Origin of the sequence: Frigoribacterium sp. VKM Ac-2859 (genome assembly GCF_013204925.1) — a bacterium.
Classification (GTDB): Bacteria; Actinomycetota; Actinomycetes; order Actinomycetales; family Microbacteriaceae; genus Frigoribacterium.
In genome coordinates this window covers 1,062,616-1,087,780 of the sequence record NZ_JABMLC010000002.1, presented here as the reverse complement: position 1 = coordinate 1,087,780, position 25,165 = coordinate 1,062,616, and the positions used below count along the sequence as shown (strand labels likewise).

The 25,165-nt window shown below is 70.0% G+C and carries 23 protein-coding genes and 1 pseudogene; 9 read left to right on the top strand and 15 right to left on the bottom strand.

What is annotated here, in order from left to right:
* Nucleotides 1-33: 33 nt before the first annotated feature.
* From HQQ78_RS12965 to HQQ78_RS12955, 3 genes are all read right to left on the bottom strand, one after another.
* Nucleotides 34-1,398 (bottom strand): ATP-binding protein, encoded by a 1,365-nt coding sequence (locus HQQ78_RS12965; protein WP_173153830.1) that lies wholly within the window; start codon nucleotides 1,396-1,398, stop codon nucleotides 34-36.
* Nucleotides 1,395-4,406: a TerB N-terminal domain-containing protein gene (locus HQQ78_RS12960; RefSeq protein WP_173153827.1), complete on the bottom strand. Its 3,012-nt coding sequence runs from the start codon at nucleotides 4,404-4,406 to the stop codon at nucleotides 1,395-1,397. The genes HQQ78_RS12965 and HQQ78_RS12960 overlap by 4 nt, the downstream gene beginning before the upstream one ends.
* 154 nt (nucleotides 4,407-4,560) lie before the next feature.
* Complete coding sequence (locus HQQ78_RS12955; protein ID WP_173153824.1) at nucleotides 4,561-5,661, bottom strand: hypothetical protein; 1,101 nt, start codon at nucleotides 5,659-5,661, stop codon at nucleotides 4,561-4,563.
* A 244-nt stretch (nucleotides 5,662-5,905) separates the two neighbouring features.
* Between HQQ78_RS12955 and HQQ78_RS12950 the strand changes: the two genes are divergently transcribed.
* Together HQQ78_RS12950 and HQQ78_RS12945 are read left to right on the top strand one after the other, a co-directional pair.
* A complete protein-coding gene (locus tag HQQ78_RS12950; RefSeq protein WP_173153821.1) occupies nucleotides 5,906-6,793 on the top strand; it encodes a helix-turn-helix transcriptional regulator in 888 nt (295 codons plus the stop codon).
* 77 nt (nucleotides 6,794-6,870) lie between these two features.
* Nucleotides 6,871-8,082, top strand: coding sequence for an MFS transporter (locus tag HQQ78_RS12945; protein WP_173153818.1), 1,212 nt, complete (start codon nucleotides 6,871-6,873; stop codon nucleotides 8,080-8,082).
* 50 nt (nucleotides 8,083-8,132) lie between these two features.
* Here HQQ78_RS12945 and HQQ78_RS12940 read toward each other — a convergent pair whose 3' ends face one another.
* Nucleotides 8,133-8,477, bottom strand: coding sequence for a DUF2200 domain-containing protein (locus HQQ78_RS12940; RefSeq protein ID WP_173153815.1), 345 nt, complete (start codon nucleotides 8,475-8,477; stop codon nucleotides 8,133-8,135).
* A 64-nt stretch (nucleotides 8,478-8,541) separates the two neighbouring features.
* Between HQQ78_RS12940 and HQQ78_RS12935 the strand changes: the two genes are divergently transcribed.
* Nucleotides 8,542-9,060, top strand: coding sequence for a MaoC family dehydratase (locus HQQ78_RS12935; RefSeq protein WP_173153812.1), 519 nt, complete (start codon nucleotides 8,542-8,544; stop codon nucleotides 9,058-9,060).
* Between the two features lie 94 nt (nucleotides 9,061-9,154).
* On the opposite strand, the gene HQQ78_RS12930 is transcribed toward HQQ78_RS12935, so the two are convergent.
* Nucleotides 9,155-9,544, bottom strand: coding sequence for a MerR family transcriptional regulator (locus tag HQQ78_RS12930; protein WP_123571417.1), 390 nt, complete (start codon nucleotides 9,542-9,544; stop codon nucleotides 9,155-9,157).
* Between the two features lie 47 nt (nucleotides 9,545-9,591).
* Here HQQ78_RS12930 and HQQ78_RS12925 point away from each other — a divergent pair.
* Nucleotides 9,592-10,374, top strand: a pseudogene (locus HQQ78_RS12925) (NADPH-dependent F420 reductase); the annotation flags it as partial.
* 64 nt (nucleotides 10,375-10,438) lie between these two features.
* On the opposite strand, the gene HQQ78_RS12920 reads toward HQQ78_RS12925, so the two are convergent.
* Nucleotides 10,439-11,149: an SDR family oxidoreductase gene (locus tag HQQ78_RS12920; protein ID WP_173153806.1), complete on the bottom strand. Its 711-nt coding sequence runs from the start codon at nucleotides 11,147-11,149 to the stop codon at nucleotides 10,439-10,441.
* Nucleotides 11,150-11,256: 107 nt separating this feature from the next.
* Here HQQ78_RS12920 and HQQ78_RS12915 point away from each other — a divergent pair, with 107 nt between their 5' ends.
* Entirely contained in the window at nucleotides 11,257-11,859 is a 603-nt protein-coding gene (locus HQQ78_RS12915; protein ID WP_173153803.1) for a TetR/AcrR family transcriptional regulator, read from the top strand.
* Nucleotides 11,860-11,899: 40 nt separating this feature from the next.
* On the opposite strand, the gene HQQ78_RS12910 is transcribed toward HQQ78_RS12915, so the two are convergent.
* Nucleotides 11,900-12,895 (bottom strand): NADP-dependent oxidoreductase, encoded by a 996-nt coding sequence (locus HQQ78_RS12910; protein WP_173153801.1) that lies wholly within the window; start codon nucleotides 12,893-12,895, stop codon nucleotides 11,900-11,902.
* Between the two features lie 262 nt (nucleotides 12,896-13,157).
* On the opposite strand from HQQ78_RS12910, the gene HQQ78_RS12905 reads away from it, so the two are divergent.
* Entirely contained in the window at nucleotides 13,158-14,633 is a 1,476-nt protein-coding gene (locus tag HQQ78_RS12905) for an Nramp family divalent metal transporter (protein ID WP_216844339.1), read from the top strand.
* Nucleotides 14,630-15,604: a phosphoglycerate dehydrogenase gene (locus HQQ78_RS12900; RefSeq protein ID WP_173153797.1), complete on the top strand. Its 975-nt coding sequence runs from the start codon at nucleotides 14,630-14,632 to the stop codon at nucleotides 15,602-15,604. Before HQQ78_RS12905 ends, HQQ78_RS12900 begins: the two co-directional genes overlap by 4 nt.
* Nucleotides 15,605-15,665: 61 nt before the next feature.
* On the opposite strand, the gene HQQ78_RS12895 is transcribed toward HQQ78_RS12900, so the two are convergent.
* The 6 genes from HQQ78_RS12895 to HQQ78_RS12870 all read right to left on the bottom strand — a co-directional run bounded on the left by HQQ78_RS12895 (nucleotide 15,666) and on the right by HQQ78_RS12870 (nucleotide 21,174).
* The gene (locus HQQ78_RS12895; protein ID WP_173153794.1) at nucleotides 15,666-16,250 is read right to left on the bottom strand and encodes a DUF1349 domain-containing protein; all 585 of its coding nucleotides are present in this window, start codon (nucleotides 16,248-16,250) and stop codon (nucleotides 15,666-15,668) included.
* 77 nt (nucleotides 16,251-16,327) lie between these two features.
* Nucleotides 16,328-16,549 carry a hypothetical protein gene (locus HQQ78_RS12890; RefSeq protein ID WP_173153791.1) on the bottom strand — a complete coding sequence of 74 codons (222 nt, stop codon included), beginning with the start codon at nucleotides 16,547-16,549 and terminating at the stop codon, nucleotides 16,328-16,330.
* 123 nt (nucleotides 16,550-16,672) lie between these two features.
* Nucleotides 16,673-17,083: a cupin domain-containing protein gene (locus HQQ78_RS12885; RefSeq protein ID WP_173153789.1), complete on the bottom strand. Its 411-nt coding sequence runs from the start codon at nucleotides 17,081-17,083 to the stop codon at nucleotides 16,673-16,675.
* A 7-nt stretch (nucleotides 17,084-17,090) separates the two neighbouring features.
* Complete coding sequence (locus HQQ78_RS12880; protein ID WP_173153786.1) at nucleotides 17,091-17,444, bottom strand: carboxymuconolactone decarboxylase family protein; 354 nt, start codon at nucleotides 17,442-17,444, stop codon at nucleotides 17,091-17,093.
* 229 nt (nucleotides 17,445-17,673) lie between these two features.
* Nucleotides 17,674-18,795, bottom strand: a complete 1,122-nt coding sequence (locus tag HQQ78_RS12875) for a Fic family protein (RefSeq protein WP_173153783.1) — start codon at nucleotides 18,793-18,795, stop codon at nucleotides 17,674-17,676.
* A gap of 117 nt (nucleotides 18,796-18,912) precedes the next feature.
* Nucleotides 18,913-21,174, bottom strand: coding sequence for a sensor histidine kinase (locus tag HQQ78_RS12870; RefSeq protein WP_173153780.1), 2,262 nt, complete (start codon nucleotides 21,172-21,174; stop codon nucleotides 18,913-18,915).
* A gap of 293 nt (nucleotides 21,175-21,467) precedes the next feature.
* Between HQQ78_RS12870 and HQQ78_RS12865 the strand changes: the two genes are divergently transcribed.
* The gene (locus HQQ78_RS12865) at nucleotides 21,468-22,298 is read left to right on the top strand and encodes an oxidoreductase (protein WP_123571410.1); all 831 of its coding nucleotides are present in this window, start codon (nucleotides 21,468-21,470) and stop codon (nucleotides 22,296-22,298) included.
* Nucleotides 22,299-22,583: 285 nt separating this feature from the next.
* On the opposite strand, the gene HQQ78_RS12860 is transcribed toward HQQ78_RS12865, so the two are convergent.
* Together HQQ78_RS12860 and HQQ78_RS12855 are read right to left on the bottom strand one after the other, a co-directional pair.
* Nucleotides 22,584-23,123: a PadR family transcriptional regulator gene (locus HQQ78_RS12860; RefSeq protein ID WP_173153777.1), complete on the bottom strand. Its 540-nt coding sequence runs from the start codon at nucleotides 23,121-23,123 to the stop codon at nucleotides 22,584-22,586.
* Nucleotides 23,124-23,251: 128 nt separating this feature from the next.
* The gene (locus tag HQQ78_RS12855; protein WP_173153774.1) at nucleotides 23,252-23,608 is read right to left on the bottom strand and encodes a VOC family protein; all 357 of its coding nucleotides are present in this window, start codon (nucleotides 23,606-23,608) and stop codon (nucleotides 23,252-23,254) included.
* A 328-nt stretch (nucleotides 23,609-23,936) separates the two neighbouring features.
* On the opposite strand from HQQ78_RS12855, the gene HQQ78_RS12850 reads away from it, so the two are divergent.
* Complete coding sequence (locus tag HQQ78_RS12850; protein ID WP_056043968.1) at nucleotides 23,937-24,983, top strand: NAD(P)-dependent alcohol dehydrogenase; 1,047 nt, start codon at nucleotides 23,937-23,939, stop codon at nucleotides 24,981-24,983.
* Nucleotides 24,984-25,165 lie beyond the last annotated feature (182 nt).

Here is a 25,165-nt window from a genome sequence, read left to right as displayed (position 1 = left end):
AGCTCGTAAGCCCGACCGGGTTCCGCGGGCGGCTCAGATCTTGAAGGACTGAAGTTCATCGTCCGCAGTCGTGGAGGATGACCACGCGTCTTGAGAACTAGTGCGCGGGCCATCGTCGGTAACGGGCAGCGGCTCCAGGTCCGGGTTTGATTCGGCGTCGAACTCCAGGGTCGGAATCAGGGTGGACCACGTCTGAGCCGGATTCTGTTCCAGGACGGCGAGTAGATCGAGGAAACCTTTGATGGAGTTTCGGGGTGTTCGAAAGTACGCGTCGCCAATCCGGGTGGAGCAGTGACTCATGAAGGACTGAATGCCGTTGTCGGTGATCGTGTATTTCTCCGGGTCACCTCCCGCTTGCACGTGTCGAAGCCTGGTGAGAAGGACGTAGAAGTCTTCGGGGCTGAGGCTCGCCAGGCGGATGATCGGGCCGGTGTAATCGACGAGGCCTCCCACGGCATAGGTGTTCTCGGCGAGACGGGACTGCAGCGCGGCGTAGGAGTAGAGACCTCGCCTCGGGTCCATCAGGAAGTCGGGAGTGCCGCCCATGACGAACCCGAGACCGCGGGCGGAACCGCTGGTGGCGTCGTTGATGATGCGGAGGATCTGTTCGTAGTTGGAATTTCTCGCCTGCGCGTTGGCGAGCTTGTACAGGTTCACCATTTCGTCGAGGCAGACGAGGAGCCCGCCGAACCCGGCAAGCTGGACGAACAGAGCCAAAAGTTTTAGCTGATCGTAGACGTTGGCGTCGTCAATGATGGTCCGAACTCCGAGGGCCTGCCGAGCATCAGTTTTCGTGCTGAACTCGCCACGGAGCCAGCGGATCGCGTCGCTCTTCAGTTGTTCGTTGCCGGTGTCGTAGCCCTGCCAGTACTTCGCGATGACCTCGGCGAAGTCGTACCCGCCGGTGAGTTCGGTGAGCTGGTCAAGGCCCGCCCGGATGACAGTCTCCGGTTCTTGTGCGGTGCGTTCTGCCTCTTTGCGGGCTTCGGAGATGAACCGTTCGACGACGTTCGACATGGCGCCGCCGTCAGGTTTTGCGCGTGTGGCCATGTTCCGCATCAGCTCGGCGTAGAGGCTTCGAGCTTGCCCGCCGGTGGCTTGGAGGCGGCGGTCGGGTGAGAGGTCGGCGTGGACGGTGACGAGTCTCTGCTGGAGGGCGATGGAGCGCACCAGGTTGAGGAAGAACGTCTTCCCGGATCCGTACTCGCCGATGACGAACCGGACCCCAGAACCGCCGTCGGCGATGCGGTTGATGTCAGAGACGAGCGCGTGGATTTCGGGAGCGCGCCCCACCTGGATGTGCTGCTGGCCGACGCGAGGGACAACGCCGGTGCGGAGGGCTTGGAGAAGGGTGTCCCGGTCACGGGGGCGAATTGTCGACGTCGGGGCATCCGTCATGTGAGCATCTCCTGGAGCGCGTGCGGGTTGATGGTTATCGGGTCTTCGCCCTCGAGGAGGGGTTCATCTGAGGCGTCGAACGCGGCCTCATTGATCGTGTCGATGGTGCCATCCGGCATGAGATTGCGTGCCTCGGTGAGTGCCTCGAAGTCGCCACGAGTGATGCTGTCATGCTCCGCGAGTGTGCGAACTATCTCTGAGTGGATTGCATCCAGGCCGACGACCAGAACTGTCGATGCCCATGCCTGTCCGGTCGGGGTCGCAAAGGCAGCTGGCGGAACTGTCGTCGTGTCGGGCTCGACCACCGCGGCGCTTCTCCGCCCATGGGTGCGGGGTGGCGGTGTCTCGTCTTCGAATATGTCTCGGAGGAGGGTTGCGACCTTGGCGCTCTCGTCCATGGTGCGCTTGATGGTCTCCTCGTCTAGAGTGACCAAGCCCTTCGAGGCAGCGGACGTGGGGGGGCGGGGTGGGATGGGAATACCGGGCTCGCCTGCGACGGCCGTCCGCACGGTGATGGGTCCCTCAGGGGCGGGGCGTCCCATCTGAGCGGCGAAGACACGTGCGCTGACGTCGGCGTCAGGCAGGCCAAGGAGTTTGAAAATCTTCGTTAGCGCACGCATCTCGTCGGCCGTCACGGTTCCATCCGCGATGGCGACGTCAATCAGAAGACCTGCCAGGGATTCCCTCTGGTCGATCTTGAGGCCAGCGATGCGTTTTGTAAGGCCGGTCATTTTGAGAGGCGTTCGTGCCAACCAGATGGCATGCGCCTCGAGACGCGTCTGTTCCGCCGAACTCAGATCCAGAGTCGATCTGATGGTTGGTAGGAACGTACGCACTTCCTCTGGGGTGACGTCACCGTCGGCGGCTCCGACAGCCGTGGCGAGATGGACCAGAGTCGTTGCTGTCTCATACGCCGGTGAGGCGGTGAGCGGCGGTGCGTCGCTTGCAGCGAAGAGTACGAACGAGCTATCTGCAGAGAGTCCGGCCCCACCGAAACGAACGTCAGGCTCTACTTGCACGTGCAAGCCGGCAACGAGTTGCAGGACCATGGTCGAGTCGGTTTTGCTCAGCGTCGCGCCGCTGCTGTGTCCCCACCAGGCGAGAAGGTCCTGACCCGGAATGATGACGGGAGTCCCATTCGGTGGCACGGTCTTTTCAAGCCACGACTTCAGGCCGGTTAGTTGCGAGTTGGTGGTCTCGATAGCGAGAAGTTCAGTCGGCAACAGGGCAAGACCGTTCAGGTCGTGTCGCCCGTCAGGGTGTTTGCCCAGATATCGGCTGTAGGCCGAGAGGTCGTTCTGAACCTCGTTGAGAAGGGGAAGGATCTTGGATTTGACGTCGGGGGTGTCGAAGATGTCAGGGAGATCCGTGCGGATGACCGCAGTTCCGATTCCGGCCGTCGCCGTCTGGTATGTGAGTGCTACAGGATCGTTGCCGCCGGTAACGACGAGCCCTGCTCCGTAGCTCCGGGTGTAACGGTCAGTAAAGAGATGAATGAGTTCGATGCGGCAGCGCTCGGCAGGGGTTCGCGGGTAGAAGCTTTCCTGGTGCCAAGCCCATGACAACGCCCAGTCGGCTGGTATGGGCGTCTTCGTGGCAGCTAACTCCGCGAGGCCTGCGCGAAGCAGAATTGGTACCTCCCAGTGGGCGGAGTTGAGGGGTGGCGTGGTGGCTGTAAAGGCATCGCCAAAATTCATGATGAGAAGGTCGAGAACTTCGAGGAACGCTTGCCCGTATTGACGAAGGGAACTCCATTCGACTGCGTACAGCGACATGAGGGAAACAACCTCGGCTCGAATGCCAGGAAGTTCTCCCTTCAGGGTCGGGTCGGCGAGGATATCGATGAGGGTGCGGCGTTCAAGTCCGTAGAAGAAAAGAAATACGTACCCGAGTGGGGTATCGGGGGTTCGGCGTCCCTCAGCAAGCCATTGCAGGTAGGCGGCACGTGCTCCCGGGGTCAACGCGTCATAAGCAGGCCAATACGACAAGCTCTTGCCGGAAGTGTCGGGGTGCTTCTTGTCGATGGGGAGCGCGGGGTTGATGAGGGACGGTTCGGTAGGGCGTCCGGGCGCCGTGAGGGATTTGCCGACGTAGACGAACCCGGGAATGAAGAACCCTTCCACTTCCACGCGGGTCCCGTCTGGTAGCCATTCACCTTTCCGAATTCGACGGGCGAGAACCGATTCGGCGGGGCCGTCGGACACGGTTATGACGGCGGCGCTCGTGGGTCTTGCGGAAGCCGCTCTCGGTGATGGGCTGCTCGTTTCCGGGGTGACCGGCGGCGAGGCGGGATCGCGGTACTGCTCCGCCCAGGCCGTTCCGTCCCACCATCGCTCAGACGTGGCGGTGACCCGGTCCGGGTACCATCCGGCAGGTGCTGCTGGGTTCTGGTTGACGGTCGTAGCGACCGCGGTCTGCTGATGTGCGCGCGTGTCCGGCAGGCGTTGTTCTCGGCGTGGGGCGGCGCCTTCTTCGAAGGGAATCTTTGGTTGTGCGCTAGCGACTGCACTGTCGAGGGCCGAGGCGAAGGCGTCCCATTCGGCAGCGGCCTTCTGGCCACGACCGGCGGGGATCATGACTGAGTTGATGTCGAACTGCGGTGTCCGAATGGAGGCGGTATCACCAACGAGGGCTACGCGGATCAGTCCGGTTTTCCACGTCGTCGGTCGACGGTAGTGGACGACTGCGATGGCATTCAGGGTGATGACCCTTGGTGATGCGAACTTCTTGACGGACTGTTGTGTCAGGCCGGTGAACGTCAGCGTCAGGGTGTTCTCATCCAGCCGAAGGTGATCCCCTCGGAACGAGATCTCAAGCGGTAGCGACGCGATGGGAGGACGCACTGTTCCGTCAGTGGCCTCGGGAATCGGCAGGTGGGGCTGAGGCTGCTGAGGTGTTGCAGTCTGTTCCGTCCAGCCTGTGCCATCCCACCATCTCAGTGTGTAGGTATTGGTTCCGTCGTCGTACCAACCGGGCGGTGACCCCGATACCCCGCCCCCGTTAGTCATGTCCACAGATTATCTGCAAGTCATTTGCTTTTCTGCTTGCACATGACGAGAACCGTTTCCATGTTGCTGGCTGACCGTCCGTTTGTGAAGAATTGTGCATCGGTAGCCAGCAGCGTTGCGCGGAACGCGCAGGGCAGCGCCCGTGGGGATCAAGCTAGTCGAGCAGCTCGTGCATAGCGGAAAGTAGTCGCTTGCGCGCAGTCCTAGGCGGCGGACCGGCGGGGGTCTGACGGAGCTGATTGATGCGTCCTTCGAGGTGCTGCTTTTTCCGCCTGAGGGAGTCATCCTCGAGTGCGATGGCGCCGGCTTTCAGCGACCACCGCCTTCTTTTGCCGGTAGGCATCGGTGATGTCGCCTGGCCGCGATAACTGAACAAGAGCAATGGCATGACGACCAGAAACACTGCACTGGCAATGAGGGCGCTTTCAGACATCGCCAAGAGATTGGCCGCACCAAGCAGCACGAGCAGACCGAAGAAGATTCCGGCCATGGCGGTAGCCGTCCACCTGCTGCGCCGCTTCGTCTCAACGATGTTGCTCGAGGTGATGCCGCTGACCAGACCGAGAGACAAGGTGCAGAACGTCAACCCGATCAAGAAAGCCGGAAGGAAGAGACGTGGCGCCTCGAGAATCACAGTGACACCGACAAGTAAGCCGACGCCGAGCCCCCTTGCGGCGAGAGAAACGGCAGCCTGGGCGAGGGGCTGGACGTAGGCGGAAAGGCGAGCAATCTGCGTCTCTACGAGCGTCAACTGCTCTTCCGCAAGCTCCAGTTGTCGCCCGTGTCGCGGAACCACGAAGCGACTCACTTCGACCCCGAGCAGCCACGCGGGGAGGGCCGTCGGCACGATGATCAGCAGAGGCGGTATGAGGCTCTGGTCCGCGATGGCGGCGGCGATAGAAAAGAAGAAGAGAGCCATGGTGCTCATCGCAAGAATCGCGCCCATGAAGCCGACAGTCCGTCGGACTCGTGTTCTCTCGGATGCGCTGGGAAAAGCACTCTGTCCGCCGATCGATATCCCGTACAACACAAGTGTCAGCGCGACATAAGCGAGCAACGCGTCGGGCGTCGCACTACTAAGGGCTGAACCCCACTCCGCCATCCATTCGAGACTTATTGATGAGTCCTTCCCTGATCTCCAGGGGCCGCCGGCTATGACCGTGACTTCGACCAGAACTCCCACAACCATGAGGCTGAGCAAGGCGTGGGCATAAAGCCGCTTGACGGGAATTGGATCTGGCTCAATGGTTTTCACAGCCCTCGAATCTACGGGAGCCCAAAGACCCCGGGGCTGCTAGCCATTGCTGCCTTGGCAAACGCCGCCGTCGTTGACGAGATGACCTTTGCGTAAAGTGCCCCCTCGGTCGTAGTCCGGAGCTGACAAGTCCGGCCGCCAGATGTGCGTTGTTCCAAGAGTCCGGAGCTCCTAGCCAGGCCCCGCCGAACCTGGCCCCGACAGGGCCTGGTTGCGCCGAACCGCCGACCGTAGGGTCGGACGCATGGACAACCGAGCCGAGGTCCGCGACTTCCTCGCCACCCGCCGCGCACGCCTCTCGCCCGAACAGGCCGGCGTCGTCAGCGCCGGCGGCCAGCGACGCGTCCCCGGGCTCCGACGCGACGAGGTCGCCCGCCTCGCCGGCGTCAGCGTCGACTACTACACCCGACTCGAACGCGGCAACCTCGGCGGGGTCTCCGACAGCGTCCTCGACGCCATCGCCCGCGCCCTCGGCCTGGACCAGGCCGAGACCGACCACCTCTACGACCTCGCCCGCGCCTCCGTCCCCTCCCGCCGCAAGCCCCCGGTCACCAGCGAACAGAAGATCGCCCAGTCCCCGGTGCAACACATGCTCGACGCCATGACCGGCGCCGTCGCGATGGTCACCAACACCCGCATGGACCTCGTCGCCGCCAACGCCCTCGGCTTCGCCCTCTACTCCGACATGTACCGCAGCACCCTGCGCCCCGCCAACCACTCGCGCTACATCTTCCTCGACCCGGGCGCCCACGACTTCTACCCCGACTGGGAGCGCGCAGCCGCCGTCAACGTCGCCATCCTCCGACGCGACGCCGGACGCAACCCCCACGACGCCGGCATCGCCGCCCTCGTCGGCGAACTGTCCATCCGCAGCGACGAGTTCCGCGCCCGCTGGGCCGCCCACGACGTCCGCCGCCACTACACCGGCGCGAAAGAGTTCCGGCACCCGGCCGTCGGCCTGCTCGAGCTGGACTTCCAGGTGATGGAACTCCAGGACACCCCCGGGCACTCGCTCACCGTCTACACGGCCGTCCCGGGCTCCGCGTCCGACGAGGGGCTGCGCCTCCTCGCCTCGTGGGCGGCGACCGAGAACGTCGTCGAACGGGCACGCTCCGCCGACCCCGTCACCTGACCCGCGCCTCCTTCTTCTTCCCGCACCACTGGGCTCACCCCCAGGAGGCGCATCCCCGCGCCCGAAAGGACCTCACCATGTCGACAGCGCCCGTCCCCACCCACGTGCCCCGCGCCTCCGTCGCCGGAGGGCCCGGCGAGCGGCTGCCGGTGTTCTCGCTGGTCGTCCTGGCGACGATGGGGTTCATCCTCGTCGCGATGGAGACGATGCCGGCGGGCCTGCTACCCGTCATCGCGAACGGCCTCGACACGAGCGAGGGCGCCGTGGGACTGCTCATCAGCGCCTACGCACTCGGCACCGTGGTCGCGACCGTGCCGGCCATCACGTTGACCCGGGGGATGCGTCGCAAGCCGCTCCTCCTGATCGCGATCACCGGCCTGGTCGTCGCGAACACGGTGACGGCGCTCTCGCCCGTCATCGCCCTCGCCCTCGTGTCGCGGTTCGTGGCCGGGGCGTTCTCGGGCGTGATCTGGGGCATGCTCGCGGCCTACGGTCGGCGGATCAGCCCGCCCGATCGTGCCGGCCTGTCGCTCGCGATCGTCTCGGCGGGTGCGCCCGTCGGCTTCGCGTTCGGGACGCCGCTGGGCTCGTGGCTCGGGACGGCCTTCGACTGGCGGTGGTCGTTCGGTGGGCTGACCCTGCTCGGGGTCGTCGTCTTCGCGCTCGTGGCGAGCATCGTCCCCGACGCGGCACCGGCGCCGGCGGGGGCGCGGCTCTCGCTCGGGCGGGTGTTCCGCATCCCGGGGATCGCCGTCATCCTCGCCGTCATCGCCGCGTGGATGCTCGCCCACAACACGATCTACACCTACGTCTCGCCGTACCTGCGGGCCGGTGGGTCGGGGCTGGGCGTCGACGTCACGCTGCTGATCTACGGCATCGCCTCGATCGGCGGGATCGTCGTCACCGGGGCGCTGCTCGACCGGCACCCGCGGGCGCTGCTGCACGGCAGCGTCGCCGTGTTCGTCGTCGCGGGGGTGGTCCTGCTCGTCGGGCACGCCTCGGTGCCGGCGGTGGTCGTCGCCGCGGTGCTCTGGGGCGTCACGTTCGGCGGCGCGTCGGCCCAGCTGCAGGCGGCGCTCACCACCGTCGGCGGCGACAACGCCGACGTCGCGAACGCCTTCCTGCCGGTGGCGTTCAACGTGGCGATCTTCTTCGCGGGGATCGTCGGGGCGGCCTTGCTGACCGTGGCGGACGGGCTCGTGCTGCCGGTGTTGATGATCGGGTTCGGGGTCGTGGCGTTCGCGCTGACGGTGTACGGGCGGCGCAACGCGTTCCCGGCCGGGCTGTGATCGGCCGGTCTCGGCGTCACAGACGACGTGTCACCCCGCGGTGCGACGCCTCACCCCTCCCGCAGCACCTTCGCCATCGGGCGGCCGCGTGCGACCTCGTCCACGAGCTTGTCGAGACGGCGGATGTTCGCGGTCAGCTCGTCGTCGAGGGCCTCGATGCGGACGCCGCAGATGACACCCGTCACGAGCGAGGCCCGGGGGTTCAGATCGGAGGCCGCGAAGAAGTCGCGGAACGTGGTGCCGTCGGCGACGTGCTGGTCGATCTCTCCCTGGTCGTAACCGGTCAGCCAGGTCACGACCTGGTCGACCTCGGCCTTCGTGTGGCCCTTGCGCTCGACCTTGGCCACGTACAGGGGATAGACCCTGGCGAACGGCATGTCGTCCAAGCGGCTCATGCCGGAATCGTACGCGGACTGGTCGACGGGCACCGCGCCTCCTCGGCCGACCTAGGGTGAAGGAGTGCCCTACGAACCGGACGGGACCGCAGCCGCGGCCGACGACACCTCGCCCTTCGCGCATCGGCTCGCCGACCGCTTCCTCGACGACTACGTGCCCGGCCTCACGCTGGAGCACGGCTCGTACCGCGTCACGGCGGACGAGATCGTCGACTTCGGCCGCCGATTCGATCCGCACGACATGCACGTCGACGCCGAACGGGCCGCGGCGACGCCGCTGGGCGGACTCGTGGCCAGCGGCTGGCACACCACCGCCATGATGATGCGCCTGATGGTGGCGTCCTACCTCAACCAGGGCGCCAGCGTCGCGTCGCCCGGTGTCGACGAGTTGCGCTGGTCGGCTCCCGTTCACCCCGGCGACGTGCTCCGCGCCCGGTTCACCGTCGTCGACGCCCGCCCCTCGGCGTCGCGTCCCGACCGGGGAGTGGTCCGCACCCGCATCGAACTCCTCGACCAGCACGACCGGGCCGTGATGACGCAGGTCATGACGAACCTGATCCTGGCCCGCCCCGTCGCCGGCTGACCCCGGCCAGCGATCAGCTGACCCCGCCCTGCCACCGGCCGACCCCGGCCGGCGACCAGCTGACCCCGGCACGGCCCGCGTCGAGCAGCCCGGGTCACCCGGCCCGGGTCTCCGGACGCTCGACGCCGGCGTCCTCGAGGGCGCCGAGGTAGCTCGTGAGGGCGTCGCGGTTGTGGGTGAGGAACTCGATCTTCTCGGTCATCCGGTCGCGCTCGGTCTCGAGCAACTCGACGAGCCCCGGTTCGGCGTTCTCGACGACGATCGTCTGCGGCTGGCCGAGGCAGGGCAGGATGTCCGTCACGATGCGCGTGGGGATGCCCGCGTCGATCAGGCCGCGGATCTTGCCCACCCGGTCGACGAGGCGCTCGTCGTAGTCGCGGTAGCCGTTCGCCAGCCGGGTCGGGGTGATGAGGCCTTGCTCCTCGTAGTAGCGGAGCATCCGCGACGGGACGCCCGTCCTGGTCGACAGTTCACCGATGCGCACGAGTCCTCCTCCGACTTGACCTTCACACTAATGGCAACGTTCATGCTGGAGGCATGTCTGACGTACGAGAAGAAGAACGAGCACACCTGACGATCGGGATCATCGGGGCCGGCTCCATCGGTTCCACCATCGCCCGCCGCCTCGCCCGCCACGGGCACGACGTCGCCATCGCGAACTCCCGCGGCCCCGAGACGATCGACGAGGCGGCCCTCCGCACCGGCGCCCGCGCCGTGGACGCCGCCGAGGTCGCCCGGGGCGTCGACGTCCTGATCGTCTCGGTGCCGATGAACCGCAACGCCGACATCGCCGAGCACGTCCGGTCGGCCCCCGAGGGCGCGGTCGTCGTCGACACGTCGAACTACTACCCCATGCGTGACGGCTCGATGCACGACTTCGAGCAGGGCGTCCCCGAGAGCGTCTGGCTGTCCGAGTTGTTCGGACGCCCGATCGCCAAGGCGTGGAACGCGATCATCTCGCAGTCGTTCGACGCGAAGGCCACCGAGCCCGGCGACCCCTCCCGCGTCGCCATCCCCGTGGCCGCCGACCGCGACGCCGACCGCGCCGTGGCCATGCAGCTCGTCGAGCAGACCGGGTTCGACGCCGTCGACGCCGGCGTCCTCGCCGAGTCCTGGCGTCAGCAGCCCGGCTCGCCCGTCTACTGCACCGACCGCACGCGCGCCGAGATGCCCGGGTGGCTCGCCGCCGCCGAGAAGGAGCGCGTCCCGCAGCGCCGCGACCTCGCGATGGAGGCCATCGGCGGCTACGTCGAGGCCGGCGGCGCCGTCGACGGGCCGTTCCTCGTGGCGATCAACCGCGCCTGCTACAGCTGACGCGACCGAGCGCAGGAGGCGCGGTGCCGGTCGGGCCGGCACCGCGCCTCCTCGACGTCACCGGTCAGCGCGCGGCGAGCTGCGGGTAGAGCGCCTCGAGCGGCGCCGACAGGCCGGCCTTCACCTGGCGCGAGGTCTCGTCGGCGAGGACCTCGTGCTCGCCGGCCTCGAGGGCGTCGAGCACGTCGGCGACCAGGGTCGCCGGGTCGGTCTTCGCGTCCGTGACGCCCGCGGCCATCGCGGTGTCGACGTAGCCCACGTGCACGCCGACGACCTGCACGCCCGCGGGCTGCAGCTCGAGGCGCAGCGAGTTCGTGGCCGACCACAGCGCGGCCTTCGTCGCCGAGTAGATGCCCGCGACGGCGAACCACGACAGCGCCGAGTGGATGTCGACGATGGCCGTGCCGCCGCCGTGCGCCGAGAGGAGCGGCGCGTAGGCCCGGGCGAGGAACAGCGGCCCGAGGAAGTTGGTCTCGACGTTGGCGCGGATCTCGTCGTCGGTGTGGCTGAGGATGCCGGGCGTGGGGGTGCTCGCACCGGCGTTGTTGACCAGCACGGTGACGTCGGGCGCCGCCTCGACGACGGCGGCGATCGAGGCCGGGTCGGTCACGTCGAGGGTGAGGGGCACGACGCGCTCGTCGTCCCAGGTGCGCGGGGTGCGGGCCGTGGCGTAGACCTTCGCGGCGCCGCGGGCGAGGGCGGCCTCGACGAAACGGGTGCCGATGCCCCCGTTCGCTCCGGTGACGAGGACGACGGAGCCGGTGATGTCGGTCATGGGTGTTCCTTCCGGGGTGGTGCGAGGATGAGGCGGCTCGAGACCGAGCCGCCATAGGTGACTCATGTCATAATTGAGTTCAGTCAGTTTCTATTCCGGGAGATCCGATGACGTCGTCAGCCCCGCCGCTCGGCCGGCGCGAGCGAAACAAGCAGGAGAAGCTCGAGCGCATCACGCGGGCCGCGTCCGACCTGTTCAGCCGACACGGGGTCGACGAGGTGACGACGCAGCAGATCGCCGAGGCGGCCGACGTCGGCGCCGGCACGTTGTTCCTGTACGCCCGCACGAAGGGCGAGCTGCTGCTGCTCGCGCAGAACGCGGCCTACGCGCGCTCCCTCGACGAGGGGATCCGCGCCTCCTCGACTGCCACGACCGCGCTGGACGCGGTCGTCGCCGTCCTCGAGCCGATCGTGCACTGCAACCGGGCCCAGGTCGAGAACGGCCGCACCTACCTCCGCGAGATGGCGTTCGGCGACGCCACGGAGCCGCACCACGCCGAGGCGCTCGCGATCGTGGCCAGGACCGAGGAGGCGGTGGCCGGGATCGTCGCGCGCCTCACCTCGGCGACGCCCTCCGACGCGGCCGCGTTCGCCCACGTCGTGTCGGCGGTGATGATGCTCGCGATGTCGTCGGCGGTCGACGAGTCCGTGCCGGACGACGAGATCGTGGCGGGGGTGCGACGTCAGCTCGAGGTGATCCTGCCGCGCTGACGTGCCACGTCGGCCGTGGTGCCGGCCGTCACGTCGGCCGTCACGGGAGGGTGACGACCGCCTTGCCGCGGATGCGGACCTTCCCGAGGCCGTCGAGCGCGGTCGCCGTCTCGGCGAACGGGTGCGTCGCGCCGACGACCGGTCGGATCGCGCCCGCGTCGACGAGGGCGGCGATCTCTCGCAGCTGGACGCCGTCGGCGTGCATCCAGAGGAACTCGTACCGGACGCCGAGCTTCCTCGCCCGGGCTCGGACCCCACGGCTGAGGGCCGCGATGGCGAGGCGGACGACCGGGTTCAGTCCGGCGTCCTTCGCGAAAGCGGGGGTGGGCGGCCCCTGGATGCCGATGGCGATGCCGCCGGGGCGGAGCACCCGGAGCGACTTCGCCAGGTTCTCGGCGCCCAGGCTGTCGAGGACGAGGTCGTAGCCGGACAGCTCCTGCTCGAAGGCCTGGGTGCGGTGGTCGACCACGACGTCGGCACCGAGCTCGCGCACGAAGTCGGCGTTCGACGAGGAGGCGGTGGTCGCGACGTGCGCGCCGAGGTGCTTCGCGAGCTGGATCGCGATCGAACCGACCCCACCGGCACCCGCGTGGACGAGGACCTTCTGACCGGGCTGCACGTCGCCGCGTTCGACGAGGGCCTGCCAGGCGGTGAGGGCCACGAGGGGGAGCGACGCGGCCTCGACGGTGCTGATCGAGGTCGGGGCGAGGGCGACGTCGGCCTCGTCGACGGCGATGCGCTCGGCGAAGGTGCCGATCCGGTGGTCGCGGGGGCGGGCGAAGACCTCGTCGCCGGGCTTCAGGCTGCGGACCGAGCCGCCGACCTCGACGACCGTCCCGGCGACGTCGTGGCCGAGGACGAGGGGCGTCCGGTACGGGAGGATCAGCGTGAACTCGCCCTCGCGGATCTTCGCGTCGAGGTGGTTCAGACCGGCGGCGGCGACCGCGATCAGGACGTCGTGGTCACCGACGGTCGGCTCGGGCACGTCGACTTCGTGCAGGGGCTGCTTGTAGGCGTCGAAGGCGAAGGCTCGCATGGGGATGCTCCTGGGGGCTGGGGCTGAGGGCTGAGGGCTTGGGGTGTGGCTGTGGGTGACGGGGCCGGCGGGTAGGGCGCGCGACGCGGCGTCCACGCATGCCACTCGGCACCGGCCCGAGCGTACTCAATTCTGAGCGCGCTCAGTAAGAAAGTCAAGGATCTTGTCGGCGTCATGTGTCGCGTAGATCGCGCAGACCGTCTTGCGCGCAACGCGCAGCACATGTCATGCTCGATCGATTCCGACTGTCAAGGGAGACACCGTGAACACGAGCCAGAACGGCCCGCAGACCACCGATCTGCCCGCGGCCGCCGCGGCTGCCGCGTCCACCGCGGACGCGAGGCCCACCCCGTCGAGCGAGGTCCGCGACCCCTACGCCCTGCGGGCGCAGGACGTCGCCGCCGCCCCGAGGACCTTCCTCCAACGCTTCCGCTACCTCGGCCCCGGCCTGATCCTCTCGGCCGCCGTCGTCGGCTCGGGCGAGCTCATCACGACCACGGCCCTCGGGTCGAAGGCCGGCTTCGTGCTGCTCTGGCTCGTCATCGTCAGCACGGGCGTCAAGGTCTGGGTGCAGATGGAACTCGCCCAGTGGGCGATCCTCCACGGCAAGACCGCCCTGCAGGGGTTCAGCGAGGTGGGACCGCGCACCGGCCGGGGCGGCTGGATCAACTTCCTGTGGATCTTGATGGACTTCGCCAAGGTGCTGCAGCGCGGCGGCATCATCGGCGGTGCCGTCGCGTGCCTGTCGATCATGTTCCCGGTGGCGGGCGAACCGCTGAGCACCCCGTCCCTCTGGTTCTGGACGATCGTCGTGCTCGTCGCGGCCGTCACCCTCATGCTCTCGGGCCGCTACGGCATCGTCGAGCGCGCCTCCCTGGTCTCGGTCGTCCTCTTCACGGTCATCACCGTCGCGCTCGCCGTGGGCCTGCCCCTCACCCCGTTCGGCTACGGCGGCGGCGACCTCGCGAGCGGTCTCACCTTCGCGCTGCCCGCCGGAGCCATCGGCTTCGCGATCGCCATGTTCGGCATCACCGGGGTCGGCGCCGACGAGATGACGACCTACACCTACTGGTGCCTCGAGAAGGGGTACGCGCGCTGGACCGGCCCCGACGACGGCACCGAGGAGCGAGCGCGCCGCGCCGAGGGGTGGATCAAGGTCATGCGCCTCGACGTGCTCGTCTCGTGGGTCATCTGCACCCTCTGCACGCTCTCGTTCTACGTCATCGGCGCCGCCGTGCTGAACCCGCAGGGCCTCGTGCCCGAGGGCAACCAGATGATCGTGACCCTGTCGCGCATGTACTCGGACACCCTCGGCACGGCGGGCTACTGGGTGTTCCTGGTCGGCGCCCTCTTCGTGCTCTTCTCCACGCTCGTCGCCTCGACGGCCTCCGTGCCGCGGCTGTGGTCGAACACCCTCGCGATCCTGGGCTTCTACCGGTGGGAGGACGTCGCCACGCGCCTCCGGATCATCCGCGTCCTCACCGTCGTCATGCCGACCATCTGGGCCGCGAGCTTCCTCGTGATCAAGTCGCCCGTGCTGATGGTCCAGATCGGCGGGGTCGCCGGCGGCGTGTTCCTGCTGGCGGTGGTCGTCGCCGTCTGGAAGCTGCGACGCTCGGTGCCGCGGCGGTTCCGACGGTCGGCGTTCTGGACGGTCGCCCTCACCTTCAGCAGCGTCGCCGTCACCGCCGTCGGCGTCTACTCGGTGCTCACCGTCGTCGGCGTGGAGTTCGCGTGAGCGCCGCCGACGCACCCCGGGTGCTCGTGACGACGCCGAGCTTCGGCCAGCAGTCGCCCCGCCCCTGGGAGGCGCTGGTCGCCGCGGGTCTCGAGGCCAGCCTCCCCGAGGGGACGCATCCGCTCTCGGGCCCCGACCTCGCCGCCGAGCTGGTCCGCACGGGTGCCTCCGCGGTCGTCGTCGGACTCGACGCCGTGGACGCGTCGGTGTTCTCCGCCGCGCCCGCCCTGCGGGTCGTCGCCAAGCACGGGGTCGGCGTCGACAACATCGACCTCGACGCCGCCCGCGCGGCCGGCGTGGTCGTCGTGAACGCGCCCGGCAGCAACTCGGGAGCCGTCGCCGACCTCGCCCTCGGCGCGATGCTCGCGCTCGCGCGGCAACTCGTCCCGGCCCACGCCTCGATGCTCGCCGGACGGTGGGACCGCTTCGCCGGCGTCGAACTGACCGGCCGGACGCTGGGCCTCGTGGGCTTCGGACGCATCGGGCAGGCGGTCGCCCGCCGCGCCTCCGGGTTCGACATGGACGTCGTGGCCTACGACCCGTTCGTGCCGGACGAGGTCTCGGACGCCGCCGGCGTCCGCCGCGCCTCCCTCGAGGAGGTCGTGACCGGCTCGGACTTCGTCAGCCTGCACCTGCCCGGGACGCCCGGCGAGCCGCCCCTGGTCGACGCCCGGCTGATCGAGGGCATGCGCCCGGGCGCCTACTTCGTCAACGCGGCCCGTGGCGGGCTCGTGGACGAGGAGGCGCTGGTCGCCGCCCTGCGCGACGGCCGTCTCGCGGGTGCCGCCCTCGACGCCTTCGCCCACGAGCCGCTCGGGGCCGACGACCCGCTCGTCACCGCACCGAACGTGCTGCTCACCCCGCACATCGGTGCCTACACCGACGTCGCCAACGCGGCGATGGGCGTGGCCGTGGCCGAGGACGTGGCCCGGGTGCTCGACGGCCTGCCCCCGCGCAACCCCGTGGCCTGACGCCGGCCGCGGGGTGCCCGGGCCGGGGTGCTCAGCCCACGGGGTGCCCCGGGCGGGGTGCTCAGTCCTCGGGGTGCAGGCTCTCGTCGGCGGCGGACGTCGTCCACGAGGTGAAGTGCACGGTGAGGTCGGCGCGCGAGGGGGCGCAGCAGAAGGGGCCGGCGCTCGCCGCGGCGTCCGGGGAGAGCGGGGCGACGCGGACCAGGCGCCAGGGCTCGGCGTCGACCCGGGCCCGGATGGTGAGCGCGTCTCCGGAGCGGCTGGCTCGGATCGTCACGGTGCGGCCGGTCCACTCGACGGGGGAGAGCGACCAGTCGGACTCGCCCCGCGTCACGACGGCGCCGAGGCTCTGCTCGCCGTCGCTGAGCTCGACCCCGGCCTTGACCCAGGTCTCGGGGTCGACCGAGACGAAGATCCCGGCCTGGTCGAACTGGGCCGAGAAGTCGAGGACGAACGACACCTCCATGGCGGTGCCCTGCTCGAACGGGGCGACCAGGGCGTGCTCGGTGTCGTGGACGAAGCCGTACGACGTGAGGCGCCAGGCGTCGCTGCCCTCGGCCGCCGTGACGCGCATGCCGTCGTCGGCGACGTCGACGGCCGTGGGCTCGGTGGTCCAGGTGCCGGTGGTCCAGGGGATGTCGGTCATGGGGGCCTCGTGCTCGGTGGTGGTCGGGGGGATTGGCGGTGGCGGTGGCGTCGGCGGTGCCGTCCGGGCTGCCGGCGTCAGCGCTCGTGCGTCGGGGCGTCGCCGGCCTCGAGGGCGGCGTGCTGCCTCTCGACGCGCCGGGTCACGGCCATGGCCCGCAGCCCGACCACGATCGAGGCCGACCCGCTGAGGATCATCAGCACGCCCACGAGGTCACTGCCACCCCTCGTCAGCAGCGCGCCGCACACGACCACGGCGGAGAGGATGAGCTGCAGGGTCGTCCACGTCGTCGTCGTCATCCCTCGACCCTACGAGCGTTCGGCCGCGAACGGCTCGGCCGCGCGACGGAGCGACCCGAGGAGGCGCGGTACCGGTTCGAATCGCACCGCGCCTCCTCGGCGACTTCCTGGGGTCTCGGCGCCTCAGCCGGCGTCCCGGCCGGCGTAGTCCTCGTCGGTGATGCGCTCGAGCCAGGTCGTGGTGGTGGCCGGGTCGTCGGCGGCCTCGAGGATGGCGACGTGCTCCATGAAGCTGCCCTCGGCGGCGGCGTGGAAGTGCTCCTCGCCGGGCGCGAGGTAGATCGTCTGCCCGGGGTGGACGTCGACGACCTTTCCGTCACGGGTGCCGAACCGGGCGACGCCCTCGGTGACGTACAGGAACTGGCCCCGCGCGTGGTGGTGCCAGGCGGTCCGCGCGCCGGGCGCGAAGCGGACCTTCGCGACCGTCGCGCGCTGGTCGTCGGTCTGCGGGGTGACGATGGGGTCGAGCCACACCTGGCCCGGGAACTGCTCGTCGGGGTTCAGGGTCGTGGGCTGCGGGGGCAGGATCTTCACGGGTTCCTCACTTCTCGTCGGTGTCGTCGTCTGCGTCGTCGGTGAAGAGCTCCTGGGCGACGCCCATGGCGGCCATCCCGCGGGGCCAGCCCGCGTAGAGCGTCACGTGGGTGATCGCCTCGACGAGCTCGTCCCGGGTGACGCCGTTCTCGACGGCGCGGCCGAGGTGGAACCGCAGCTGCTCGGTGTTGCCGCCGGCGGTGAGCACCGCGACGGTGACCAGGCTGCGGTCGCGCGCGGACAGTTCGGGGCGGTTCCAGACGTCGGCGAAGAGGACGTCGTCGGTGAGTTCGGCGAGCTTGGGGGCGAAGTCGCCGAAGAGGGTGCGCCCTCCGCCGACCTGGACGGGCTGATCTGACATGGCTGAGCTCCTGGTGGTGGGTGTCGGGGCCGGGACGTCCGGTGCCGGACGCCGGCTCCGGGCGGCGGGGTGCCCGCCGGGCCGGGTCGCTCTCGACGCTAGGACGGCGCGGGCGGGGCAGGGAGGCTCCGCCAGGGTCCCTCAGCCCCGACACGCACGCGACATGGACGACGCGGCCACCGCAGGAGGCGCGGTGCCGGTCGAGCCGGCACCGCGCCTCCTGCGGGTGTCAGGACCCGCGCAGTCGGGTGATGCGCTCGCGGATGCGGGTGTCGAGGTCGTCGAACTCGTCGAGGACGTCCATCGCGGCGTAGGCGCGCCCGCGGACACGTTCGGTGACTGCTTCGACCACGTGGTGTTCCACGAGCACCTCGACGCCCCTGTAGACGCTTCGCTCGGGCAGGTCGCGCATCTCGTCGACGAGCTGCTCGACCGTGAAGACCGGCAACGTCAGCAGGACGGGCAGGAGGCGGTCGGCCGCGCTGCCGGCTCGGGGTGCCGCCTGGTCGCGCCAGGCGTCCACGTACCCGGCGAAGAGACGTGCCGTGCCTCGGGCCTCGCGGGCCGCGGTCTCGACGCAGAGCGCGAGGTCCGTCACGATCGGGGCGACGTCGCCGGAGCGGTAGGCGGTGAGCAGCGAGAAGTAGTGGGTGGTGTCCGCCGCGAGGGCGCTGGCCAGGGGAAGCACCGTGTGCGGCGTCACGCCGCGGCGGCGGAGGATCGCCCCGATGAGAGCGCGGCCGATGCGACCGTTGCCGTCCGTGAACGGGTGGATGCTCTCGAACTGCGCGTGCGCGATCGCCGCCTGGGTGGTCGGCTCGACGTCGTCCCGGTTCGAGAACGCGACGAGGTCGTCGAGGAGGGCGGGCACCTCGGCCGGCGGCGGCGGGACGTAGAGGGCGTTCCGCGGGGAGTGTTGCGAGCCGCCGATCCAGTTCTGCACGTCGCGCACGCGCCCGGCGTACGGTCGCTCGGCCAGGTCCGGGTCGTCTCGCATGAGAGCCTCGTGCGCGGTGAGGATCTCGTCGAGCGAGATGGTCGCGCCGGAAGCAGCGATGAGCTTCGCGATGGCGGCGCCGGCGGCGACCATCGACATCGCCGAGGTGTTCTCCTTCAGACCGCCGATGGCTCGGGCGAACGCGAGGGATGACGCCTCGACGTGCTCGATGCGGCTCGAGGCCACCGACTCCATGCGGATGAGGAAACCGGCGAGCGGGCTGAGCACGCCGTCGGCGACGCGCTCGAGGTCGACGGCCTCGTAGCGGGCTCGGGAGAGATCGCGGTCGGCGACCACGGGGACGGCGAGGTCGGCGATCATCGGCGGGATCGACGCCTGGATCTCGGCGAGCACTCGATCTTCTCGGGTGCCACGACGACTCGAGCTGGTCCACGGCACGGTGCGCGTCGAGTGTGCCGGCCAATTCGCCATCGGTGATCCAATCGTCAACAACTGAGCCGATGATGACACTTATCGATGTTTTGTGACAATAGCGGACGAGGTGCTGCTGACGGGAGCCGACGGATGTGGTCGACGCTCGCCTCCTCGGGGTGCGACCCCGGCAGCCACCGGATGGGGGATCGTGGCCCACAGGTCGACCTCGTCGTCGGCGTCAAGACCGAGGGCCGCGGCCGTCTCGTCCGGGGTCGACGCGACGATGGTGACGGCGGTGCCGGACTCGGGGTGGCCCGACCGGACGACGACGCGGCTCGACCGGACGGGCTCCAGACGGCTCGCGACGTCGTCGAGCAGGGCGTCGAGGGTCTCGGGTGGGATGTCGTCGAGTCCGCCGTCGTCGAGCACCTGCACGAGCGACCCCCGGCGCCGCAGCGCCTCGACGCTCGCCCGGACGGCGTCGTTGAGCAGGCCGCGCCCCCTGATCTCGTCCCGGAGCGCCTGCTCGAGCACCCGGCACTCGGCCCGGGTGGCCTCGTCGAGGTGGCCCCGGGCGTCGACGACGTGCCGAAGGGTCGGGGCGACGGTGCGGTGGGCGTGCTGCAGCCGTCGATGCCGTTCGTGGTGGACGGCGTCGAGCTCGGCCTGCGCGATGGTGAGCTCGCGGTGCCGGCCCGCGGCGACCCGGGCCGCCGAGGTGACCTGCCGGATCGCGTGGTGCATCAGCAGGGCGGCCACGACGACGACGATCTCGCCGGCGAGTCCCAGGCGGATGGCCCCGGTGGGTCCTGCCCACAGCGTGATCTGCGCGACGAGCACCGCGACGGCGACGGCGGGCGGCCCCTTCCGTCCGGCCATCCACCCCATCACGGCTCCGGCCAGGACGCCGCACGTGTACCGGGCGATGGACACGTAGTCGAAGGTCGCCGGGTCGAGCCCGATGGTGGCGACGGCGCAGAGCAGGCAACTGACCGCCGTCGTGCCCCACGCCGTCCGGCTCGACATCCAGCCCCGTCTCGCCCCGCGGACGAGCGCGGGCAGGATCAGCAGGCCGAGGAGCGAGGCGACGACGGAGCCGTACGCGTGGGTGACGAGGACGGCGTCGACGGTGGCGATGAGGACCGCCACGACGATCACGACGCCGAGGGCGCGGGACAGCAGGCGCCGGGGGATCAGGTTCAGCAGGCCCTCGCCCGGGCGGCGGGTGACGGTCGGGGTGCCGCTGGTCGGGTGCCACTCCAGGACGACGGCGGTCCCGCGACCCGGTGCCGACCGGATGCTCGCGGTGCCCCCCACGAGCCTCACGCGCTCGAGGATCGACACGCGCACCCCGAGCCGCTCGGGGGAGACCCGTTCGGGGGCGAAGCCCGCTCCGTCGTCCGAGACGGCGATGCGGAGCCCGCCGCCCTCGAGGCGCGTGGCCGTCACCGCCCGGTCGGCCGAGGCTCCCGCGTGACGGACGCTGTTGGTCAGGGCCTGCAGCGTCGCCGACACGAGCGCCTCGGCCGCGGCGGGCGGCAGCAGGACGTCGCGGACCGCGGCCAGGTCGACCCGGGCGGCGCCGCGCAGCGGGGCGAGCTCGGGCTCGGCGGCCGAGAGGGCGTCGCCGAAGGGGGCCGTCGTCGGCTGGAGCGTGGCGCGGTGGCTCTCGTCCGACACGATGTCCAGGGCCGACCGGGCGACGGCCGCGGTCCGCTCGGGCGCGTGGTCGCCGCCGGCCGTGAGGAGCGCGACCAGGACGGTGTCGTGCAACAGTGCGTCGGTCCGCACCCGTTCGACCTCGGTGGCCTCGTGCCGCTGCTGGCTCTCGAACAGCAGTTGGGCGCGGTGTTCGGCCGCGTCGGCCCGATCGGCCCGGGCCCGGAGGGCCTTCACGCCCGTGACGAGCGCTGCGGCGAGCAGGCCGAGGCCGATGAACTCGAGGAGGTTGTCGACGAACGGGAACCGTCCCCAGTAGGCAGCGGCCAGAGCCGCGTCGATGCCCCCGCAGATGATCCCGGCACGCACGGGGTCGACCTCGGCCACCGCCGTGCAGGCGAACGCGACGAGGGACAACCCCACCAGCCACGGGATCGTCCCCTCGTCCACCGGTTCGCGGTGGGTCTGGAACGGTTCGATGACGAGCAGGCCGACGTAGGCCGCGACGGGGATCCACAGGCCTGCCCGGACGGGCCCCGGCCGCCGGAGCAGCGCGAGCGGCAGGGCCGCGAGCATCGACCCGCCGAGGAACAGCGACACGACGACGAGCGGCGTCATCCCCGGCAGGTGATCCGCCGTGAAGTCCGGCAGGGCGAGCAGCACCAGCAGGGACGCGGCGACGGCCAGCGTCGCCGCCATGCTCCGCTCCGTCCCGTGGCGGAGGGAGTCGTCGTCGGTCGGCGGACCGACGCGCGGTGCCTCGCGGGCGTCCCTGGGCGCGGCGAGGCTGCGGGCAGACGTCCGACCCACGACACCCGCTGACACCCCTCAACGCTACGGGGGACGACGTCGTGAGACGAGGCCCCAGAACGGGCCGCGAGCGGCCGGCCCCGGTCAGGAGGCGCGGTGCCGGCCCGACGGGCACCGCGCCTCCTTGGTTGTCTGGAGTGCGGCGCGTCAGCGACCGCGACGCACGAGAGAGAAGAGACCACATGTCGACCTGGTTGATCACCGGCTGCTCCACGGGGTTGGGGCGAGCCTTCGCCGAGGAGGCGCTGGCCCGCGGACACGACGTCGTCGTCACCGCGCGCGACGCCTCGGCCGTGCAGGACATCGCCGACGCCCACCCCGACCACGCCGTCGCCACCGCCCTGGACGTCACCGACCCCGACCAGGTGACCGCGGCCGTCCACCTCGCCACCGAGCGGTTCGGCGGCGTCGACGTCCTCGTCAACAACGCCGGCTACGGCTACCGCTCCGCCGTCGAGGAGGGCGACGACGCCGACGTGGCGCGCCTGTTCGACACGCACTTCCACGGCAGCGTCCGCACCGTCAAGGCCGTCCTGCCCGGCATGCGTGCCCGCCGCAGCGGCACGATCGTCAACCTGTCGTCGATCGGCGCCCGCCGCACGGGCCCCGGCTCGGGCTACTACGGCGCCGTCAAGGCCGCGATCGAGCAGATGACCATGGCCCTGCGCACCGAACTCGCCCCGCTCGGCATCACGGCGACGGTCGTCGAACCGGGCTCGTTCCGCACCGACTTCTCGGGGCGCTCGCTCACGCAGTCCGCCACGCCCATCGCCGACTACGCCGAGACCGCCGGTCGTCGCCGCATCGAGGCCGACACCTCGGACGGCACCCAGCCCGGCGACCCCGCCGCCGGTGCCCGCCTGCTCGTCGACGCGGTCGACTCGGGCGAGGCTCCGTACCTGCTGCTGCTCGGCTCGGACGCCGTCGAGATCGTCACGGGCGCACTCGACGACCTCCGCCGCGACGTCGACGCGTGGGCGGAGCGCAGCCGCGCCACCGACTTCGACGCCTGAGCCGGTCGCCTCACCTGCAGGAGGTGCGGTGTCGGTTCAGACGACCCCGCTCCTCCTGCAGGCCGTCACCTCCGGAGTGCCCGCGACCCCCCGCGGTCACCCCGGCCCGACCGGTGACGCCCCTGCCACGACGACCCGACGGCGCCTCGTCGCCCGGGCCGGCCCACGCCGGTGACGTCGGCTGCCGGCGACGAGGTGACGCGATCGGCTGACGCGTGGCTTCGAGGTCACGCTAGTCCAGTTGGTACTAGTCATCAATGGACGGGACGAAAAAGGTGCCCCGCTCTACGAGGCCCTGGGTTCACCGATCTCGCCGTCGCGCGAGTAGTCCTCGACCCAGGCCCGCTCGCTGCGCAGCTGGTCGAGCAGGTGCCGGAACATCGCGACCGACTGGACGGGGAAGCGCGTCGCGTCGTCGTCGCTGGCGTCGAGGTAGGCCTGGGCCGTCGCCATGCGCTCGTCGAGGGCCTGGAGGCGTGTGGCGAAGATCGTCGCCCGCGTCGCCTCGTCGACCAGGTCCAGCAGCGCGAACCGGACGTAGAACTCCTCGTCGTCGCCGGCGCGGGAGAGGGGGAAGTCGGCGACCCGCCCGATCAGCAGGTCGCGGCCCGCGTCGGTCAGCGAGAACACCTGGCGGTTCGGGCGACCCGTGGTCTCCACGGTGCGACGGTCGAGCGCGCCTCGGTCGTGCAGGCGCTTCAGCGTCGTGTAGACGGCGTTGTTGTTGACCACGCCGAGGCCCGGGCGCCGCACGTTCCGCTTGATGTCGTACCCGTGCTGCGGGCCGGCGAGCAGGTTGCTCAGGATGAGGATCTCGGTGACCATCCCCACATCATGGGGGGTCGCGGCCGGGTCGACGCGACCGCGGCGCAACCGGCCCTGCCGCGGCGCCACCACACGCGGGAGGCGCGGTGCCGGTCGGACCGGCACCGCGCCTCCTGGGGGCCCCGACGTCAGTCGGTCGGCGGCGTGTAGAACTGCAGGTCGTTGCCCTCGGAGTCCTTGAAGGGCAGGATGCGGCCCCACGGGTGCTCGCTGATCGTGCCCGTCACGTCGGCGCCGCGCGCCTGCAGGTCGGCCAGGGCGTCCTCGAGGCTGCCATCGGGCTGGAACGTGATGACCGCCCCGCCCTCGCTCGACGCCGCGGCCTCTTCGCGACCGTTGAGGCCGATCATCAGGCCGTTCGCGTCGATCTCGGTCCAGTCGTCGCTCTCGTCCTTCACCGTGAGGCCGAGCGCGTCACGGTAGAACGCCGTCGCCCGCCCCATGTCGGTCACGGGCACCCATACCGTTGCCACTCCGCTTGCCATGTCGACTCCTTCGTCCGGCACCGGACCACCCGGTGCTGCGTCTGGCTCCTTGCTACGCCGCGCACCGCGCGAGCCGAGCCGCGAGTCAGGGCACTTTCCCACCCGGAAGCGTGTCTCACGGTGACCGGTGCCCGAGCGGACCACCCGCAGGAGGCGCGGTGCCGGACGGACGCGCACCGCGCCTCCTGCGGGCCGTCGCGTCGGGGGCCCTGCCAGGGCCTCCCACGATCGGCGCGGGGGCGTAGCGTCGATGACGAGGAGCCCGTCGTCGAGCACCGCGTTCCGACCCGCCCCTCGTCCCCGTACCGAATCCACCCCCAGGAGACCCATGCGCACCGTCAACGCCTACGCGGCACCGTCCGCCACCGAGCCCCTCGTCAAGACGACCATCGAGCGCCGCGACGTCGGCCCGAAGGACGTCATGATCGACATCGCCTACGCCGGCATCTGCCACAGCGACATCCACACCGTCCGCGGCGAGTGGGGCGAGATCCAGTACCCGCAGGTCGTCGGTCACGAGATCGTCGGCACCGTCTCGGAGGTCGGCTCCGAGGTCACCAAGTACGAGGTCGGCGACCGTGTCGGCGTCGGCTGCATGGTCAACTCGTGCGGCGAGTGCGAGTACTGCAAGCGCGGCGACGAGCAGTACTGCGCCAAGGGCAACGTCGGCACCTACACGGGCGTCGACCCGGCCGACGGCAGCATCACCCAGGGCGGCTACTCGCAGGCCGTCGTCGTCACCGAGGACTTCGTGCTGCGCGTGCCCGAGTCGCTCGACTACGACAAGGTCGCACCGCTGCTCTGCGCCGGCATCACGCTGTACTCGCCGCTGCACCACTGGGGCGTCACCGAGGGCACCAAGGTCGCCATCGTCGGCATGGGCGGCCTCGGCCACATGGGCGTCAAGATCGCCGCCGCACTCGGCGCCGACGTCACCGTGCTGTCGCAGACCACCTCGAAGAAGGAGGACTCGCTGCGTTTCGGCGCCAAGGCGCACTACGCGACCAGCGACGAGCAGACCTTCACCGACCTGGCGAACTCGTTCGACCTGATCATCAACACCGTCTCGGCGAAGGTCGACATGGGCGCGTACCTCGGCCTGCTGGCCGTCGACGGCACCCTCGTCAACGTCGGCGCCCCGTCCGAGCCGCTCGAGGTGCCCGCGTTCGCGCTGATCCCGGCGCGTCGCAGCTGGGCCGGTTCGGCCATCGGCGGCATCCGCGAGACCCAGGAGATGCTCGACTTCTGCGCCGAGCACGGCATCGTGCCCGAGACCGAGCTGATCGACGCCGACCAGATCAACGAGGCCTACGACCGCGTCCTCAAGTCCGACGTGCGCTACCGCTTCGTGATCGACGCGGCGACCTTCGCCTGATCCGAGCCGTTCCGACGGACGCCTCCGCACCATGTGTGCGGGGGCGTCCGTCGTCACCGGGGGGCCGTGGGCGCACCGCACCGCGTTTCGTGCACTGCACCCGGACTAGACGCGGTGCAGTGCACGAAACGCGGTGCAGTGCGTGAGCCGAGCCGAGCCAAGCCGGGGCACGGGACGCGAGG

Coding starts and splice junctions, on each gene's coding strand:
- HQQ78_RS12965 (WP_173153830.1), bottom strand. CDS start 1,398: ATGACGGATGCCCCGACGTCGACAATTCGCCCCCGTGACCGGGACACC.
- HQQ78_RS12960 (WP_173153827.1), bottom strand. CDS start 4,406: ATGACTAACGGGGGCGGGGTATCGGGGTCACCGCCCGGTTGGTACGAC.
- HQQ78_RS12950 (WP_173153821.1), top strand. CDS start 5,906: ATGGACAACCGAGCCGAGGTCCGCGACTTCCTCGCCACCCGCCGCGCA.
- HQQ78_RS12945 (WP_173153818.1), top strand. CDS start 6,871: ATGTCGACAGCGCCCGTCCCCACCCACGTGCCCCGCGCCTCCGTCGCC.
- HQQ78_RS12940 (WP_173153815.1), bottom strand. CDS start 8,477: ATGAGCCGCTTGGACGACATGCCGTTCGCCAGGGTCTATCCCCTGTAC.
- HQQ78_RS12920 (WP_173153806.1), bottom strand. CDS start 11,149: ATGACCGACATCACCGGCTCCGTCGTCCTCGTCACCGGAGCGAACGGG.
- HQQ78_RS12915 (WP_173153803.1), top strand. CDS start 11,257: ATGACGTCGTCAGCCCCGCCGCTCGGCCGGCGCGAGCGAAACAAGCAG.
- HQQ78_RS12910 (WP_173153801.1), bottom strand. CDS start 12,895: ATGCGAGCCTTCGCCTTCGACGCCTACAAGCAGCCCCTGCACGAAGTC.
- HQQ78_RS12895 (WP_173153794.1), bottom strand. CDS start 16,250: ATGACCGACATCCCCTGGACCACCGGCACCTGGACCACCGAGCCCACG.
- HQQ78_RS12890 (WP_173153791.1), bottom strand. CDS start 16,549: ATGACGACGACGACGTGGACGACCCTGCAGCTCATCCTCTCCGCCGTG.
- HQQ78_RS12880 (WP_173153786.1), bottom strand. CDS start 17,444: ATGTCAGATCAGCCCGTCCAGGTCGGCGGAGGGCGCACCCTCTTCGGC.
- HQQ78_RS12870 (WP_173153780.1), bottom strand. CDS start 21,174: ATGGCGGCGACGCTGGCCGTCGCCGCGTCCCTGCTGGTGCTGCTCGCC.
- HQQ78_RS12865 (WP_123571410.1), top strand. CDS start 21,468: ATGTCGACCTGGTTGATCACCGGCTGCTCCACGGGGTTGGGGCGAGCC.
- HQQ78_RS12860 (WP_173153777.1), bottom strand. CDS start 23,123: ATGGTCACCGAGATCCTCATCCTGAGCAACCTGCTCGCCGGCCCGCAG.
- HQQ78_RS12855 (WP_173153774.1), bottom strand. CDS start 23,608: ATGGCAAGCGGAGTGGCAACGGTATGGGTGCCCGTGACCGACATGGGG.
- HQQ78_RS12850 (WP_056043968.1), top strand. CDS start 23,937: ATGCGCACCGTCAACGCCTACGCGGCACCGTCCGCCACCGAGCCCCTC.